At 36.8% G+C, this 19323-nt stretch carries 13 protein-coding genes; all 13 read right to left on the reverse strand.

Annotation, left to right across the window (positions count from 1 at the left end):
• Positions 1–229: 229 nt before the first annotated feature.
• The gene (locus BM157_RS02155; RefSeq protein WP_022502121.1) at positions 230–997 is read right to left on the reverse strand and encodes an ECF transporter S component; all 768 of its coding nucleotides are present in this window, start codon (positions 995–997) and stop codon (positions 230–232) included.
• Between the two features lie 168 nt (positions 998–1165).
• Positions 1166–2173: a hypothetical protein gene (locus BM157_RS02160; protein ID WP_055174337.1), complete on the reverse strand. Its 1008-nt coding sequence runs from the start codon at positions 2171–2173 to the stop codon at positions 1166–1168.
• A 216-nt stretch (positions 2174–2389) separates the two neighbouring features.
• Positions 2390–3835, reverse strand: coding sequence for a carbon starvation CstA family protein (locus BM157_RS02165; RefSeq protein ID WP_022502123.1), 1446 nt, complete (start codon positions 3833–3835; stop codon positions 2390–2392).
• Positions 3836–4053: 218 nt separating this feature from the next.
• Positions 4054–8439 carry an acyl-CoA dehydratase activase gene (locus tag BM157_RS02170; protein WP_090139778.1) on the reverse strand — a complete coding sequence of 1462 codons (4386 nt, stop codon included), beginning with the start codon at positions 8437–8439 and terminating at the stop codon, positions 4054–4056.
• Between the two features lie 41 nt (positions 8440–8480).
• Positions 8481–9215 (reverse strand): HAD hydrolase-like protein, encoded by a 735-nt coding sequence (locus BM157_RS02175; protein WP_055174202.1) that lies wholly within the window; start codon positions 9213–9215, stop codon positions 8481–8483.
• Between the two features lie 95 nt (positions 9216–9310).
• Positions 9311–10888 carry a flotillin family protein gene (locus BM157_RS02180; protein ID WP_022502126.1) on the reverse strand — a complete coding sequence of 526 codons (1578 nt, stop codon included), beginning with the start codon at positions 10886–10888 and terminating at the stop codon, positions 9311–9313.
• 33 nt (positions 10889–10921) lie between these two features.
• Positions 10922–11488, reverse strand: a complete 567-nt coding sequence (locus BM157_RS02185) for a hypothetical protein (RefSeq protein WP_090139780.1) — start codon at positions 11486–11488, stop codon at positions 10922–10924.
• Positions 11489–11650: 162 nt separating this feature from the next.
• Positions 11651–12817: a peptidyl-prolyl cis-trans isomerase gene (locus BM157_RS02190; RefSeq protein ID WP_090139782.1), complete on the reverse strand. Its 1167-nt coding sequence runs from the start codon at positions 12815–12817 to the stop codon at positions 11651–11653.
• A 52-nt stretch (positions 12818–12869) separates the two neighbouring features.
• Positions 12870–14822 (reverse strand): NAD(+) synthase, encoded by a 1953-nt coding sequence (locus BM157_RS02195; RefSeq protein ID WP_090139784.1) that lies wholly within the window; start codon positions 14820–14822, stop codon positions 12870–12872.
• Between the two features lie 133 nt (positions 14823–14955).
• Positions 14956–15231: a hypothetical protein gene (locus tag BM157_RS02200; RefSeq protein ID WP_022502130.1), complete on the reverse strand. Its 276-nt coding sequence runs from the start codon at positions 15229–15231 to the stop codon at positions 14956–14958.
• A 153-nt stretch (positions 15232–15384) separates the two neighbouring features.
• Positions 15385–16113, reverse strand: a complete 729-nt coding sequence (locus tag BM157_RS02205; RefSeq protein WP_318255750.1) for an ECF transporter S component — start codon at positions 16111–16113, stop codon at positions 15385–15387.
• A 44-nt stretch (positions 16114–16157) separates the two neighbouring features.
• Entirely contained in the window at positions 16158–16511 is a 354-nt protein-coding gene (locus tag BM157_RS02210) for a PAS domain-containing protein (RefSeq protein ID WP_022502132.1), read from the reverse strand.
• A gap of 110 nt (positions 16512–16621) precedes the next feature.
• Positions 16622–19273, reverse strand: coding sequence for a valine--tRNA ligase (locus BM157_RS02215; protein ID WP_055174197.1), 2652 nt, complete (start codon positions 19271–19273; stop codon positions 16622–16624).
• Between the last annotated feature and the right edge of the window lie 50 nt (positions 19274–19323).

Consider the following 19323-nt stretch of genomic DNA (forward strand, 5'->3'; position numbering starts at 1 on the left):
ATTTTCTATCAAAATTTCCTATTAAATAAAATGGCGTGCCAGTTACCTCACAACTGACACGCCATTTTAATGGTTCTATCTGATCACAACGCATATTATCATACATTGCATATTATACAGATTTTAAGTTTTGAAGCCCTGGTTTTATTTTAAGACAGGATGGTACAAACGAACTGTCTTTTATTATTCATACGAAAGAATAACAGAATTATTATCTGTTGTCAACATTTTATAAATCTCTTAACATATCTGTCTTCTTCATAACTGGTCTTAAGGCAATATAAAGTATTGAAGCTACAATTACTGCTATAATAGCATTAACTGTTGTTGTTATCGCACCAATCTTTGCAAGTGCCTTAGCTAAATCCTGAGGTACTCCAAGAAGATATGTCTTGTAGAAGTAACCAACTACAGGGTCTGCCACAATATTGAAAGCCATACCGCATATGCTTGAAACTATTGTTGCTACAGTAATATACTTAGCAGAATGCTCCTTTGATATCTTGAATAACTTATGTGCTACAAATCCTACAATAAGACCAATGCATAATTTTAATATAAATGTCTTAGGTGCACTTGTAACATAGGCTGTTGTAAGATCACTTATTGTCATACCCACAGCTCCTGCAAGACCGCCCCATGTACCGCCTATAAGTAATGCTGCAAGAACGCAGAATACATTACCAAAATGAAACATAGTTCTCTCTGTTCCTACCGGAATATCAATCTTAATAAATGTTGCACCAACATAACATAATGCTGCACAAAGTGCTGCCTGTGCTATAACTTTGGCATCAACCGGCTTTTTCTCTGACTTGCAGAATGTATTATATAAGCCCGAGATTAATACTACTGCACCAATTATTGTGACGAGTAATGAAAATGCATATGCTTTATTACCCTTTACAACATATGTATTAACACAAAGCACAATACCGATAATCATAATAACTGCACCGATAACAGCCTGAATAATACTTTTTGATTTTTCTTTCATAAAGTCCTCCAATCTGGTATGCAATATATATTAATCTGCATACGAGTCATTAGTAATAATTAACAGCTAAAACATACATATCTTGTATGTATTAATTGTTATTATGAAAGAATAATCTTTTATAGGCATTATTAAAAGTGTCAATCTAATATTAATTTATAAGGTCAGTTACTGATACTCCCTTACTAAGAACATTGGCTTTATAGCCATTATCTCATCATATTCTTCCTGTTCAACTGCAACGCTTGAATTAAGTGCCTTTAAATCGCTCTTTAATACTTCAAGTGCTTCATCTGCTTTCACCGCTCTGCCTTCCTCTATAATATCAATCATTCTCTTAAGAACAACTGGATGAGCATACCACGCTGGAATTGGGAAGTCTGGATAATTGTGTATATATTCTTCCATATCCTCAACCGCACTCATAAGGTGGCTCTCTATGTATTTCTTATTATTCTTCGCTGTTGGAAGTACATTGGCACTTGAAAAAAGGAATATTGCCGCAAGTCCAAATAATAAGAAATATACAGCAAAACCGGCGTGTGTTATAAGAGCAAATATTCCATATATAAGAGCTGCTGCCCCAAGAAGTGTTATACTGAGTGCAACCCATTTGTAAGCAGGATTGCTTCTGTCATATACTCTCTTTCTCTTAGCTCCTGCACTTAACTGTATGCTTAACTCCTCATTACGGTTAAGATATTCCATACAGTTATTAAGCACTGCTACATTTGCCTTAGCTTCTTTACTGATTGCTACTGCTTTCTTCTGTTCTTTAAGTCTTTCTTTTTGTTTAAGACGTTTCTCAGCTTCTTCACTGTGAAGTCTTATATACGGGTGTGTCTGTTTAATATATGCAAGAAGAGAATCTACATTTTCTTCAAACTTGAAATTACACTGCTTCTCTTCTCCGTTATCATACTCAACAACAAGATAAGGAATTGTTGCAAATAATCCTTTGCCAGTAAATCCTCCTTTACTCATAGCAACTCTCTTAAATATTCTTTTAACATTGGACAGTGGAATATAATATCTCCTGTCAAAATAAAAGCTATTAAGATATATAGCCTTTTCGCCAACACCACAGGGACCAAACTTTCTGCAATTCTTTCTGTCTTTTACAAGCTCTTCCTTGCTAAGTGTTGTTCTGGATAAACAATGCGGCTTAAAAAGCATAGCAATCAACTCCTTTTCAACAATATCATTATAATTATGATACAAATACATTATAATACAATTCATATTTAATAATAATTCACTTCATCTTCTGCACTCATATCATAATATATAAAAGGAGGGAATATATCCTGAGGACTTCCCTCCTTTTATTCTAATAAGCTAACCTGCTTCATATGGCTGCTTATCATTATATTCTATTACTACTGTTATGTATTAAGCAGCTTCCTTTGTATGCTTTCTTGTTGCATACATAAATATTCCAAAGAATACTGCGGCAATTATAATACCGGCTGGGTAAGCTACCTTTGTACCAAGGTTAAGACACTCTTTTGCATAGAAGAAATATGTCATTGAAACAGCACTCATAAATGTTGCAGGAACTGCTGTAATCCAGTAATTCTTCTTTTCCTTGAATAAGAACATACTAGCTGTCCAGAGAACTATCATAGCAAGTGTCTGGTTAGTCCAACTGAAGTATCTCCATATAATTGTGTAATCAAGGTGTCCAACAAATGCACCAACTGCAAGTAATGGAACACAAAGCATAAGTCTCTTAGCGTACTTACCCTGATCAATCTTGAACCAGTCTGCAAGTACAAGTCTTGCACTTCTGAAAGCTGTATCACCAGATGTGATAGGGCATACAATAACACCTATCATAGCAAGTGCAACACCAACACCACCCATTGTCTTTGAGCATACATCATATATAGCTGCTGACTGTCCATTGGCAAGTATTGCACTTAAGCCTGTGCTTAAACCATCTGTTACTTCATAGATTGAACAGCCTGCTGCTGCCCATATTAAAGCGATAATACCTTCGGCAACCATTGCACCATAGAATACGAAATGTCCCTGCTTCTCTGACTTCATACAACGAGCCATAAGAGGTGACTGTGTTGCGTGGAAACCTGATATAGCACCACAGGCAACTGTTATGAACATTACACTCCATATTGGAGTTGCCTTAGGATGCATATTAGTGAAGTGTGACCATATCTCTGGTATCTGGTACTGTGAGTGAGTAAATATACCAAGTGCAACACCAAGTGCCATAATGATAAGACATATACCAAATAATGGATAAATACGTCCGATAATCTTATCAATTGAAATAAATGTTGCAATGAAATAGTATGCAAGAATTATCCATAACCAGAATTCTGTACTGGTAACAATTCCTGATACGTTACCATTCTTGAAAAGAGTTACAATAAGTCCAGCAGGACCTACTGCGAATACTGTACCAACCATAACAAGAAGTACAACACTGAATACTCTCATTACATTCTTCATAAATCCGCCAAGGTATATACCACATACCTCTGAGATTGATGCACCATCATTACGTTCTGATAACATACCTGAGAAATAATCGTGTACACCACCAGCGAAGATAGTACCAAATGTAATCCATAAGAATACAACCGGGCCCCATAAAGCACCCTGCATAGCTCCGAATATTGGTCCTAAACCTGCAATATTCAAAAGCTGTACTAAAAACAGTTTCCATTGTGGCATTACTACATAGTCAACGCCATCATTAATCTTAACTGCTGGAGTTTCTCTGTCGTCTGGTGCAAATGTATTCTCTACAACTTTACCATACACAAAGTAACCGCCAATTAAAAGAAACAAGCAAATGAAAAAACTAATCATAACCTTGTCCTCCTTTACTTTAGAATAAAATATTTAACTTATCACAGTACTGTTCCGTTAGCTTTATTATAGTATAATTAATAAAAATTTCAACTTTGAAAATAAAAAAAATGTGCCAAAAAAGCCTGGCACATTTTAGTATTTATTAACAAATTTTATTTATTTTTTATATTTCTTTTTGAATAACATTGACAAATCATCGTTTGTGTATCTCAACATCAGCTATTCATAATCATCATCTGCATTCTGTTTTCAACGTTAGCATAGCTTGTATCAGGGTCAAGATCAAGAGGCAGAATTGTAACATTTGGGTAGTCTTCTTTTATTCTCTTTATTACCCCTCTTCCGCATATATGATTAGGCAGACAGCCAAAAGGCTGTAATATAATAAATGACTTTACGCCTTCCTTAGCATAATGTACAATCTCTGCTGCCATAAGCCAGCCCTCACCACAGCTTAGGGTTTCAGGAATTATATTTTTAACTCCCTGATACATATCCCTTGGTCTTAATGCCTTTTTGTACAAAGGATGAAGAACAGCCGTCTTCTCCAACGACTTCTGGACGTGGTCAAACAGCCAGTCAACAGCAAATGGATATGGGAATATATTTGCATTATAATCCTTTATCTCAGCCATAGATGCAAGAAAATCTTTTCTTAGCTGGTCTGTTATTCTTGGGAATATAGTTTCCATTCCATTTTCTTCCATATATCTTTCAATATTAAAGTTAGAGCCTGAATGATATGTAACAAGCAGTTCTCCTGTTATGAATACTTTAGGCTTTAAATGGCTTCTGTCATAAGGTATCGCCGCCATATCCTTCATTCCCTGTTCAAATGCTTTTCTTGCACTTCCAATTCCAGATTTAATAGCCTGTGAAAGATTATCAACACACTGCTGGTATACCCTGTCTGTTTCGCCTTTATTAATCTCATAAGGACGTGTCTTTCTGCATACATCAGTAAGCATATCAAGCATCATAAATGACCATACAGCCTCTAATACCGCACTAACTCCAAGTAAGAATACACCTGGGTGATTTCTTTTAGTATCATTAACATCAGTTGTAAGAATTGGCACATTACTAAAGCCTGCAGAATCAAGTCCTTTTCTAAGAAGTCCTGCGTAATGTGACATACGACAGTCACACTGGAATTTAACCATTCCAACGGCAACCTCGTCCTGATTATAACCGCCGCGTTTTAATTCACCTATAAGCTCTCCTATAACCATCTGGGCTGGGAAACATATATCATTATGTACATATTTCTTTCCAAGCTTAATCTGCTCTGTTGAACCTATTGGTATTCTCTTAACTTTGAAATTCTCTTTTTCCAATATACCCTCAAGAATTTTAGAAACCTCAACTGATATATTAGGCACAAGAATAGTTCTTATCTTCTTATCTTTCCTATAGAACTTGGCAGGACTTGGCTCTTTAAGCTCCTCATACATATGCTTCTTTATGAATTCTTCATCTTTAATCCCACGTCTTATCTGTACAGACTTTATAAACGACTGTATTCTTATTCCAAGTGCTCCTGTCGCATCACTTTCATCAACTTTTAGAATAAGGGGCGGCTTATGTCCGCTCTCATTCATTATTCTTATAATCTCATCTGAAAGTATTGCATCATGTCCACAGCCAAAACTTACAATCTGCACATATTCAAGCTCTGGTGTCTTAGCTGCTATCATCGCCGCTGACAACATTCTTGTATGGAAATTATTGGTTATCTCTGCCCTTGTATTAGAAAGCACCTGCTCATTAAGCTTGTCAAGACCATCAACAGGAATAACAGCAATTCCTTTCTTTGCAAGCATTTTCGATATATTCTTGCTTACAAATGGGTCTGTATGATATGGTCTTCCTGCAAGCACAACAGCAAATGTATTATTCTTCTTAGCATTATCAATAGCCATATTGCTAAGTCTTATAAGTTCACCCTTAAATCCATTTCTTGCATCTGCTGCCTGTCTATAAGCTTCCTCTGCCTCACTCTTTGATACTGAAAGTTCATTGACAGCATATTCTATTATCTGGTGTCTTCTGTCTTTCTTTGAGAACCAGTGGAATATAGGTGTATCAAACTTAACCCCGTACTGTTTCTCTGGGTTCTGTGAGTTTCTTACAACCATAGGATATCCCATAACAACAGAACACACATAAGGACTCAGCTTATCAGTTCCTTCTGGTGGCATATGCATAACATATGGCATAAATATTCTATCAACATTCTGGCTGGCAAGATCCTCTATATGTCCGTGAACAAGCTTTGCCGGAAAACATATTGTATCTGAAGCTACATATTTAAGCCCTTTCTCATACATTTTCCTGTTGCTTTTATGAGAAAGCTTGACATTATAACCCAATGCCTTAAAAAATGTTGTCCAGAACGGCATACTGTCAAAGAATTCAAGAACTCTTGGTATTCCGATTGTTATATCCTTGTGCTTTGAAACTTCTTTGTAATCATACGCCTTAAATAGCATTTTCTCACGCATTGCAAACACATCGAGCACGGCGTTCTCTTTGCTGTTTTCTTTAGTATCCTCAAGTACCGCCGCTGTTTCATCAAGTATAAGTCCATTTTCACACCTATTGCCTGTAACCCATCTGCCGCCGTCAGGGAATGTAAGAACATTTCTTAAGCAGTGATTGCCGCAATGCTCACAACGTACTCCCGATTGTGTTGTGTATTCAAATTTCTTCACAGCCTCAAAGCCTATAAATGATGAGCTTTCACCATTCGCATAGCCTTCTTCTTTTATATGTTTCTTGGCTGCAAGTGCCGCACCAAGTGCTCCCATCTCACCTGGGAATGGTGCGAGAGTAACATTCATATCAAGATATTCTTCTATGGCACGAAGAACAGCCCTGTTTCTAAAAGTTCCCCCCTGAACTACTACTTTTTCACCAAGCTCTTTTGTATTGGCAACTCGCACAACCTTAGTGAACACATTTTCAATAATCGAACGGCACAGACCTGCCATAATATCATCAGGGTTCTTGCCATCTCTCTGTTCATTAATTATTGTACTGTTCATAAATACTGTGCATCTGCTTCCTAAATGTGCTGGACTAACTGAGCTGAATGCCCTTTTAGCAATATCCTTAACATCTATGTTTAGATTGGATGCAAAGTTCTCAAGGAATGACCCACAGCCTGATGAACAGGCCTCATTGAGCATAATATTAGTTATTACGCCGTCATTAAGCCATATTGCTTTCATATCCTGACCGCCAATATCCAGCACAAATGTTGTATCAGGATAGAACTTCTGACAACCTGTCGTGTGTGCGACAGTTTCTACTGTATGGTAATCAGCCCTGAATGCCTTGGCAAGAAGATGTTCTCCATAACCTGTTGTTCCCATTCCCCTGCACACAAGCTTAATTCCTTTATCAGCATATTTATCATATATCTTTGTTATACCCTCTTTAACCACTTTTATAGGGTCACCGTGGTTATTAGCGTAAAATGTATCTATAACTTTTTCTTCTTCATCTATAAGCACGAATTTAGATGTTGTACTGCCTGAGTCAATTCCAAGATATACATTCAGTACACCATTCTTAATATGTGGCTCACTCAGCTTATAAAGCTCTTTATCGTGTCTTTGGGTAAACTCTTTATAATCTGCCTCATCTGCAAAGAATGGCTTGCTGACTGCTTTATGCTCTTTTATTAAAGACCTGTCAAAAGTATCAATTCTATTAATAAGCTCGTCAATAGTGACATATGTATCATCATCAAATAAATTATCTATCGCAACTGCTGTTCCATATGCAACTATTGTTTCTGCATGTTGTGGAACTATATAATCCTTATCTGATAGTCCAAGCCTTTCTGCAAATACCCTTATAAGTGTAGAATTAAATGTAAGAGGTCCTCCCTCGAATATTATAGGTGCTTTTAACTCAAGTCCCTGTGACAATCCACCTATTGTCTGCTTGGCTATGGCGTGAAATGTTGACAAAGCAATATCAGCCCTGTCAGCTCCCTGTATTAATAATGGCTGTATATCTGTCTTTGCAAATACACCACATCTTCCTGATATGTCATATACAGTTGTACCTTTTGCCGCAAGGCTCTCAAATTCTTCTGTCTTAACGCCAAGCAGTGTTGCTATCTCGTCTATAAATGCACCCGTTCCGCCTGCACAGCTTCCATTCATACGCATATCAGATGTCATAAGCCTGCCTGTATTATCATCAAAATAAAAGAAGATTACCTTAGCATCCTGTCCACCAAGTTCAATCGCTGTTCGTATATCCGGATACAGTCTTTGTACTGCCGCCGCATTAGCAACAACTTCCTGAATATAATGTATTCCCAATGCCCTGCTCACCGGCTTTCCACCTGAACCGCATACTGCTGCCTTAAAGTTTTTCCCACTAAGGAGCTCCTTTACCTCACTAAGAAGAGTTCTTGCTGTGTCAATCTGCCTTGCGTTATGTCTTACATATTTGGAATACACAACATCATTGGTATTAATATCTGTTATTACAAGCTTAACTGTTGTTGAACCTACATCTATTCCTACCCTTATATCACTATTATCTGATAATCTGTTCTTTACAAGTTCTTCCATCTTCATTGCCTTACCTTTATATATACTTATATATTTATATATATCATTTACATTTCATCAAGTGTAGTAATAATATCCTGCACATTCTCAACTATGTAATCTGCTCCTGCATTCTCAAGCTCATTTTCTTCAGCAAATCCATATCTGACACCGATAGACTCTATTCCGCAGTTCTTAGCTCCAAGAATATCATCTTTTCTGTCACCAATCATAATTGAATCAGCCTTGATATCATTTAAAATATCTGCTGTATCTGATACATTTGTTGTATCCGAAGCATTAGTAATATCCGCGTTATCAGCTTTATTTAGCTTTATAATCTGGTTAAATACCTCATTAATCACATCATCCTTATGTCTTCTTGCACCGCCCTCTAATTCACTTCCTACAGCTATATCAAAATATTGCTCTATATCAAAATACTTAAGTATCGTAGGAACATATATTTCAGGCTTACATGTTGCAAGTGCTGTTATGTAACCTTCTTTCTTTAAACTGCTTAACAGTTCTTTTATTCCATCAAATAATCTGTTCTCATATATTCCTGTATCTTTATATCTTTCCCTGTAATAATTAACCGCCTTTAACGCATCCTCTCTACTTAAGCCGTGAAATTTAGCAAAGCTTTCATCAAGCGGAGGTCCTATATATCTTTTAAGCACTGCCTCGTCATTCTCTGTTATCCCAAGCTTATCAAGTGCATACTGCACACTCTTTGTTATTCCCTCACTTGAATCTGTAAGTGTTCCGTCCAAATCAAATAAAATATATTTCTTTCTCATAGATTATCCTTTCAATTCTTTATATGTTATACAAATACAAAAGAGGTGCACCTTTTACGTCCACCTCTTTTGATAATCAATTATACTATTTTAAATTAATTTGACAACTCTGATTTGTCATTGTTTATAGTAATATTAGAAACTCCGTCTACACCATCAACAGATATATTTCTGTCTGTCTTTGCCTGTATTGTATTAGCTTTCATAACATCTGTTATATCAAAGCCTGTTGTTTCTTTAATAGATTCTATTGTCTTTGCAAGCACCGATGGAACATAACCGCCCATCTGTCCTACACCAGAGCCATTAGAACTATCTGTGCTGTCAATAATTGTAACCTTATCTATGCTCTGAAGCGGCTTAGCTACCTGTTCTGCCATCTGTGGAAGTACCTTTACAAGCATTTCCATCATAGCTGCCTGACCGTACTTCTCATAAGCTTCTGCCTTCTTCTCCATGGCTTCAGCTTCTGCTATACCTTTGGCTTTAGTTGCCTCAGCCTCTGCTATACCTGTCTTAGCAATAGCGTCTGCTTCTGCTTGTGCCTTAATTGCAATCGCTTCTGCTTCTGCCTGTGCTTCAACTTTCTTGGACTCAGCTCTCGCCTGTGCCTGTGCAATCTGACGGTACTTTTCTGCATCTGCATCTGCCATCTGTTTTGCCTTCTCAGCATTAGCTGGTTCAACTATAGTAACCCTTAAACTCTCTTTAGTTCTTTCAGCCTGCTTCTGTGCAAGTTCTATATTCTTCTGCTCTGATGCAATCTGAACCTGAATCTGTGCTTCTGCAATCTCTTTTTGTCTTTGCTGTTTAAGAAGCTCTGCATCCATCTGTGCCTGTATTACATCTTTCTGTGTAATATTAGACTGGATATCGTGTGCTAATTCTGCTTTAGCCTGTGCTGTCTGCTGTTCCTGCATATAATTGGCTTCAAGGACTGCCTTATCCTTAGCCGCCTGAGCTATATCTGCCTCTGCCTTTAACTTGGCTGACTCACCTTCCTGACGTGCCTGTGAAGTCTTAATCTGCATATCTCTTGCAGCTTCTGCCTTCTGGATTTCAGCATCTTTCTTTCTCTGGGCAATCATACCATCACCAAGTGCCTTGATATATCCGTTCTCATCAGATATATCTGTGATAGTGAAGTTCTTAACCTCAAGACCCATATTGCCAAGCTCTGTACCTACAACTTCCTGTACCCTTGAAGAGAATTCTTCTCTCTTCTGATAAAGCTCCTCAACTGTCATAGTTGCAATAATCTCTCGAAGCTTACCTTCAAGAACTGCTATTGCTGTACCCTGAATGTTATCAATAATCTCTTTCTCGTTACGTCCCGTAAACTGTTCAATTGCTGTAAGAATACTGTTCTTTTCATTTCTTACTTTGATAACCGCTGTTGTAATTACACTAATTGGTACACCCTGGCTTGAAAGACTGCTTCGTGTCGCAACACTAAGCGGTATATTTCCAAGCGAAATATAATCAATTCTTTCAAATACTGGAATTACAAGTCCACCACCACCGGTGATGACCCTTTTCTTCATACCAGTTACAACTCCTGCCTTGTCCTGTGGTACTTTTTTCCACATTCTAAGTACAACTGTGAGAATTAATACAATTCCCAGTACTGCAGCTACAATGCCAAATAGACTTGACTCTGTGCCATATCCCATATAAACCTCCATTCTGCCATTCCGGCTTCTGGCTTATCTGCCAGAATATTTATCTTCAAGACGTGATGTGCTCTCTACTATTATATAATCACCATCAAATCTTAAGATATTAACTTCTTTATCCTGCTTAATAGACTCACCATCTTCTGCCTTGGCAGGATATGTGACATTTGAGCCTGTGCTTAATAATATGCTCACAGCCCCGACACCACCTTTGGGAATCGCATTACTCACTGTTCCCCTGCTTAACAATATTTCACTCTTCTCTGCGGCAAAATTCTCAACCTTTTTCAGTCTTTTAATAATTGACTGTAATATAACAGCACATATGTAGCCTGCCACAATACCAATCACAATAAGAGCCGGTTCAGAAAGCTTTCCATTAAATATCATTCCTGTACAACCAAATATTAACGCCCATAAACACAGGCTGTTAATTGAAAATGGCAGAAAATCAAGAACCATATCAGAGCCGAATTCTAACTGAAATATATCTATTGATATAAAATCAACAAATCCATCAAACAAATTAAGCACTATACTACAAAATGGAATAAGAATTCCAATTATAATACACGCTATACATATCGTATTAAACATAGAACCTCCCCCATATAAGGTCAATCCAATCATCTGATTACAGCAGTATTTCTTAAATGCAAGGATATTACACCTTTTACATTGTCTTATATTTTATATTGTCTTACGCATATTCAATTTAATTAAAATCTAATATACTTAATCAAAATCTGATATACTTAACTAAAATCTGTTATATATATCCACCTGCATACTGTCAGTTATATTAGAAATATATTCTGAATATTTGTTGTTAAGTACATTTGACGCAATTGTTTCATCTGATGAACCATCATATGACTTATTAATAAAATACAGTACATAATAACAGCCTGATGATGAATTCTCTATAACTGTTACATCTCCAGCCTTTCTGTCATCTGAAAGAAGCCAGTCTGATGTTCCTGTGTCCATATTAGAACTTACTACCTTGCTAAAGAGCGAACCATTGATGTCATCATATTTAGTGTCACCATCATCTGCATATCTCTTACATAAATCATTAAATGCCTGCTCGCTCACAGCTCCTGCCGCAAACTCATCTGCCTTTGCCTTGGCTGCCTGCATCTCACCGTCAGTTGTATCTACAGCTTTTATTGTAAATTCACGATAATCAACCTGATCATATGTATCCTTATGTTCTTCATAATACTGTTTAACTTCATCATCTGTAGCCTTTAAGCTGTCTGTAAGTTCTGTTCTATAAGCATCTGCCTTAAGATATTCCATTAAATAGCTCTTTATATTCTTCTTGGTAGCATAATTACCAAAGTTCTGCTTATAATATGCCTTTTCATCTAATGATGCGGAGGCAGCTGCACTTTCAGCCTGTTCTACAAGCTTGTTGTAATCCTCATCTGCTGTTGTGTATTCGTAATTATTGTCAGCAGCATCCTTTAACAATGCCTTAGTTTCCTTAATTGTATTAACTGCATTATCCGCAAAATAAGCATACCATGTTCCACCTGTCTGTGAATTAGTCTGTGACTTATCATTCTCAGAGCTTTTATATCCCATATAAGAGAAATAGTCTGCCATTGTCGTATTTCCGTAAAATGTCTGTGATAACAGTGCATTTTTAGAAATATTATAATACATATCAAATTCTATCTGGCTTATATTCTCTGAATCAACTTTTATAAACTTGTTATGTATTCTTGAATATCTTGTTCCCAGTGTTATTACTAAAGCTAATACTATTCCAGCAAGAACGCCAATTCCTACAACCTTAAATATAAAGCTTTCTCTTTCCTGTTTTCTTTGTTCAGCCTTTCTTTTAGCCATCTTCTTATCGTATTTTGTAACTATCTTCTGTGTGCTGTCATTCTTTGTATTGTTATTGCCAGCCATTTTTAATCCTCCTGATTATTTGATTATTAATATTTATATATATTATTAAATATTATTCAAAGCCATTAGCTTCTTTAATTCTGTCAAGCTTTTCCATCCATGCAGCAGGACTTGCATCACTTGGCATTCTTAAATCTCCTCTTGGAGATACTGCAACCGAACCGACCTTTGGTCCGTCTGGCAGGCAGGAACGCTTGAACTGCTGTGCAAAAAATCTCCAGATAAATGTTCTTAACCATTTGTATATTACAGCAGGGCTATAATCATTTGCAAATGCAATATTAGCTATTCTGAATAACTTTTCTGGTCCGACTCCAAACCTTAACATATGATACATAAAAAAATCGTGAAGTTCGTATGGACCTACAAGGTCTTCCGTCTTCTGATGTATTGTTCCATCTTCATTAGGTGGAAGAAGCTCTGGACTTACAGGTGTATCTAATACGTCAATAAGCACCTCTGATAATTCTTTATTAGCACAGGTATCAGCATAATATCTTACAAGATGTCTTACAAGTGTCTTTGGAACAGAAGCATTAACTCCATACATTGACATATGGTCGCCGTTGTAAGTTGCCCAGCCTAATGCAAGCTCTGACATATCACCTGTTCCTATTACCATTCCGTTAGTCTGGTTGGCAATATCCATAAGAATCTGTGTTCTCTCTCTTGCCTGTCCATTCTCATATGTTACATTATGAACATCTTCATTATGTCCGATATCTTCAAAATGCTGTCTTACAGACTTCTTTATATTAATCTCTCTTAATGTACAGCCAAGCTTTTCTGTCATCTTAACTGCATTATTATATGTTCTGTCAGTTGTTCCAAAGCAAGGCATCGTAATACAGTTAATGCCATTTCTGTCAAGATTAAGAATATCAAATGCCCTTACAGTTACAAGAAGTGCAAGTGTTGAATCAAGTCCCCCTGATATTCCTATAACTGCACTCTTACAGTTAGTATGCTCTAACCTTTTTTTTAGTCCATATGTCTGTATGTCAAGTATTTCCTCACATCTTGCATCTCTTTCCTTCTTATCATCTGGAACAAATGGTGCTTTATCAAAATATCTTTTTAATTCCAAAGTACGTTTTTTTAATTCAGGGCAGGTAACATATTTATATGCTTCCTTCATATTTTCATCTACATTCACATCAAATGTAGACATTCTTCTTCTTTCCGAACATATTCTGTCAACATCAATATCCGCATACACTGCTTCATTGGTGAACTTCTTAGCCTCTGCAAGCACTGTGCCATTCTCGCATATTAGATTATGTGCACCGAATACTATATCCTGTGTCGACTCTCCATCACCTGCTGTTGAATAAATGTATCCGCATACAAGTCTTGCCGACTGTCCTTTAACAAGCTCCCTTCTGTAAGCTGACTTTCCTATAGTCTCATTGCTTGCAGAAAGATTGACAATAATTGTCGCTCCGTTAAGTGCGTGTCTTATGCTTGGTGGTGCTGGTGTCCACAAATCTTCACATATCTCAATTGCAAGTTTAACTTTATTACTGCTTCCAAACTGACATATCAGGCTTCCACCAAAATCAACATCTTCTCCATCTATATTAACAGACACATTGCCCTTAAAGCCTTCTTTAAATTGTCTTCTCTCGTAGAATTCCGCATAATTAGGTATATTCATCTTAGGCACAAGTCCAATAATATGTCCATTCATAAGCACTGCCGCCACATTATAAAGCTTTCCCATATACATATATGGAAGTCCGACAACAACAGCCATTCCTTCATACTGTCCGGTATATTTCTTTAAATCAATCAATGAATTATATGCTTCATCTATCAATGTATCCTGTAAGAACAAATCATTGCAAGTATATCCTGTAATACACAATTCAGGAAAGCCTACAATTGCAGCTTTATTATCATATGCTTTAGTGATAAGTTCTTTAATCTGCTCTGTATTATAACGGCAATCTGCAACCTTTATCTTGGGTGTCATTGCCGCAGCTCTTATATATCCATCCTTCACTGGTATAATTCTCCCTTATACAATTTTTAATTAGTATATCAAAACTAACAACTATTTACAACGCAAAAAAGTCCAGAGACCGACATTTATAATGCTGATTACACGTCTGCTGGACTTTTTGACACCGTATTTATTATTCGTGGAATGCTGATGAAATCTCTGTTGCAATTTCCTTCATTCCATTTTCTGCTGTTGACATCATCTCTTTTGCACCAGTTGCCGCTTCTGTCATCATCTCTTTTGCTCCTGTGGCTGCTTCTGTCATAAGATTTTCTACTGTACTCTTGTTATTATTTCCTGAACCAGAATTACTCCCGCTTTCAGAGTCATTCTTTGCTCCACAGCCAACAAGAACTGCCATAACTGTAACCATCATAGCTCCGATAATGAACCATTTTAACTTAGACATAAATCCTCCATTCTTATGCCTGCCGCATAATATTATATTTATGAAATAAACCAATATAAGCGTATACAGCCATTGATAATGGTATCATTAATAATGGTATATACGCTTATATTCATATAATATTATGTCCCTGTTAAAATCTATTATTCATCATCAGGCTTTTAACTGATGACTTAAATACTTGTATAACACAACTGTTATAACGCCGTCAATAACAGCTTTAATCACATTAAATGGTGCAACCGCCAATGCGACAAATGAGAATACATCTTTAATTGAAGCATTAACCTTTGTTCCCATAGCAATCAATGTATCCATAGGAAGACCGTAAAGTTCTGAATACTTAGGAAGCAGATACCACGCATTAAGTGCCATACCAGCTATTACAAGTATTATTCCACCTATTGCAAGTGATACTACAGCCATCTTTCTTGTCTTTTTAATGTGATAAATTATAGAAGCCGGCACAACATACATACAGCCAAGTATGAAGTTAGCAAAATCGCCAACAAATGCTGTTGTAGTTCCTTTCATACAGAAATGAAGTATTACCTTAACTGCTTCTATAACGACTCCTGCACAAGGTCCAAGCATAAATGAACCTATAAGCACAGGCACTTCGCTGAAATCAATCTTATAAAAGCCCGGAGCTATAATTGGAATAGGAAAATCAAAGTACATAAGAATAACCGCTATTGCTGACAGCATAGCCATAATAACTGTTTTATTAACTTTCGTATTCTTTGAAGCGAATTTAACTCCGTTTCTTTTCTCAATAAGCACTTCACTTGCCCTTGCAATCACAAATACTATAACCATAAGAAGAAGTGATATACCTACAAATTCAATATTCTTACGAATGACATCTAGTAAGTTACTCATTATTGTTCTCCACTCTTAAATAATATTTATACATATACCAACAGTTATTTAAGATCTGAAATATTACCTACACTTACACGTAATACTCTGTGTCCTTCAAGAAGCTTATTCTCTATTCTTATGAATACAACAACTCTTATCTTCTTACCTGTCTTAGTCTGAAAATAATGCTCATAGCAGGCATATCTCTGATCAATAAATGTCTCTCGAAGCTCTGTTATTATGCCCTCATAATCAATATCCGGCACAATATCTTTGAACACAAGACCATTTTTCATATCTTCTTCTGTGTAGCCAAGCATTTTAACAAAGCCTTCATCAATCTCAATTATCTTGCCACTTCTCATCTCCATAGCAAAACGTGTAAATGGGAGTTTTCTCATTAAATTATCTGCCATAACTTTTGTCCTCCATAATTATATATTCTGGTCTATTGCTTTTATGCACTTCCCGCTGGATACTGCATTAATCTTTCCCAGCAGGAAACACATATAACTTTAACTATTGGCTACTTAGAAAGTGTTGCAAGTCTTTCTTCAACCTGTGCAAGCATATTAGAATATTTCTCTAATTTAGCTTTTTCTTCATCTATCTTAGCCTGTGGTGCTTTAGATGTGAACTTCTCATTATTAAGCATACCATTGCAACGGCTGATTTCCTTATGAAGCTTATCTTCTTCTTTCTTTAATCTCTCGATTTCCTTATCAATATCAACAAGCTCTGCAAATGGAATATAGATAACTGCATCTGGAATAACTGTTGATACTGCATCTTCTGGAATACCAGACTTATCAGACTGGATTACAACTTCACTCGCATAACCTAATGTCGCAAAGAATACTTTACCATTAGCGAATATATTTCTAACATTCTCATTCTCTGAAACAATATATACAAGTGCTTTACGACTTGGTGCAACATTCATTTCAGCTCTTAAATTTCTTATATTGCGGACTGCTGTCTTAATTGTTTCGATGGCATTTTCATCTTGTGAATAGTTATTATCTTCTGTGTATACAGGCCATGAACTTATCATAATAGACTCTTCCTCATCCTGAATATTACAGAATATTTCTTCAGTAATAAATGGCATATATGGATGAAGAAGCTTAAGTGCATCTATAAGAACCTTCTTTAATGTCCATATAGCTGCTGTCTTAGTTGTATCCTCGTCATTGTAAAGACGTGGTTTAACCATCTCTATATACCAGTCACAGAATTCTTCCCAGATAAAGTCGTTAAGCTTGGCAACTGCTATACCAAGGTCGTACTTTTCCATATTATCTGTAACTTCTTTAATAAGTGAATTCATCTTTGATAATATCCACTTATCAGCCGCTGTAAGATTAGCCGGCTTCTCATCTGTAGCCTTTATCTTGTTATCCGGGTCATTCATCATTATGAATCTTGAAGCATTCCATACCTTATTAGCAAAGTTACGGCTTGCCTCAACTCTTTCCCAGTAGAAACGCATATCATTACCAGGTGCATTACCCGTGATAAGTGTATATCTTAAAGCATCTGCACCGTACTTATCAATAACTTCAAGTGGGTCTATACCATTTCCAAGTGACTTACTCATCTTACGTCCCTGTGAATCTCTTACAAGTCCGTGGAATAATACCTTGCCAAATGGCTTCTTACCCATCTGCTCATATCCTGAGAATATCATTCTGATAACCCAGAAGAATATAATATCATATCCTGTTACAAGTACATCTGTAGGATAGAAGTAATCAAGCTCAGGTGTATTATCCGGCCAGCCAAGTGTTGAGAAAGGCCAGAGTGCTGATGAAAACCAAGTATCAAGTGTATCTGGATCCTGTTCCATATTAGAGCTTTTACACTTAGGACATGTACATACCTTATCCTTAGATACTACCATCTCACCACAATCCTTACAGTAGTAAGCAGGTATTCTGTGTCCCCACCATAACTGTCTTGATATACACCAGTCTCTTATGTTATCAGTCCAGTTAAAATATGTCTTATCCATAGAAGCTGGAACAAGTTCAATATCACCATTCTTAACGCCTTCAACTGCTGGCTTGATAAGCTCATCCATCTTAACGAACCACTGCTGTTTAATCATAGGCTCAACTGTTGTCTTACATCTATCGTGTGTACCAACATTATGAACGTGGTCTTCAACCTTAACCAAAAGTCCCTGTGCATCAAGGTCAGCTACCATAGCTTTTCTTGCTTCGTATCTGTCCATACCGGCATACTTTCCGCCAAGATTGTTAATTGTAGCATCATCATTAAGTATGTTAATCTCTGGAAGGTTATGTCTTTTACCAACCTCAAAATCGTTAGGATCGTGAGCCGGAGTAATCTTAACAACACCAGTTCCGAATTCCTTATCAACATAGCTGTCTGCGATAACAGGTATCTTTCTATCTGTAAGTGGAAGGTATACTTCCTTTCCAATAAGATCTGTATATCTTTCATCATCCGGATTAACAGCAAGTGCCGAATCACCAAGAAGTGTCTCTGGACGAGTAGTAGCTATCTCTACATATCTTCCTTCTTCACCAACTACAGGATAATTGATATGCCAGAAATGTCCTGCCTGCTCCTCGTGTTCAACCTCTGCATCTGATATAGATGTGTTACATACAGGACACCAGTTTACAATTCTTGAGCCCTTGTATATAAGACCTTTTTCATATAACTTGCAGAATACTTCAAGAACTGCCTTAGAACAGCCATCATCCATTGTAAATCTTTCTCTGTCCCAGTCACAAGACGAACCAATCTTCTTTAACTGGCTTGTGATGGTTCCGCCATATTCTTTCTTCCATTCCCATGTTCTTTTAAGAAAGCCTTCTCTTCCAAGCTCGTGCTTGTCAATTCCTTCTTCTTTTAAGGCATTGGTTACCTTTACTTCTGTCGAAATACTTGCGTGGTCAGTTCCTGGCACCCATAATGCTTCATATCCCTGCATTCTCTTAAAACGAATAATAATATCCTGCATTGTATTATCAAGTGCGTGACCCATATGCAGCTTTCCTGTAATATTAGGTGGTGGCATTACAATAGTAAATGGTTTCTTATCCCTGTTTACTTCTGCGTGAAAATATTTCTTATCGAGCCACTTCTGGTACAATCTGTCCTCTATCTCTGAGGGATTGTAGTTCTTTTCCAATTCCTTACTCATAGTAGTAATCCTTTCTATATCCTAAGAAAATAATCTATTTAACCGATATA

This window comes from [Lactobacillus] rogosae (genome assembly GCA_900112995.1).
GTDB classification, from domain to species: Bacteria; Bacillota; Clostridia; order Lachnospirales; family Lachnospiraceae; genus Lachnospira; species Lachnospira rogosae.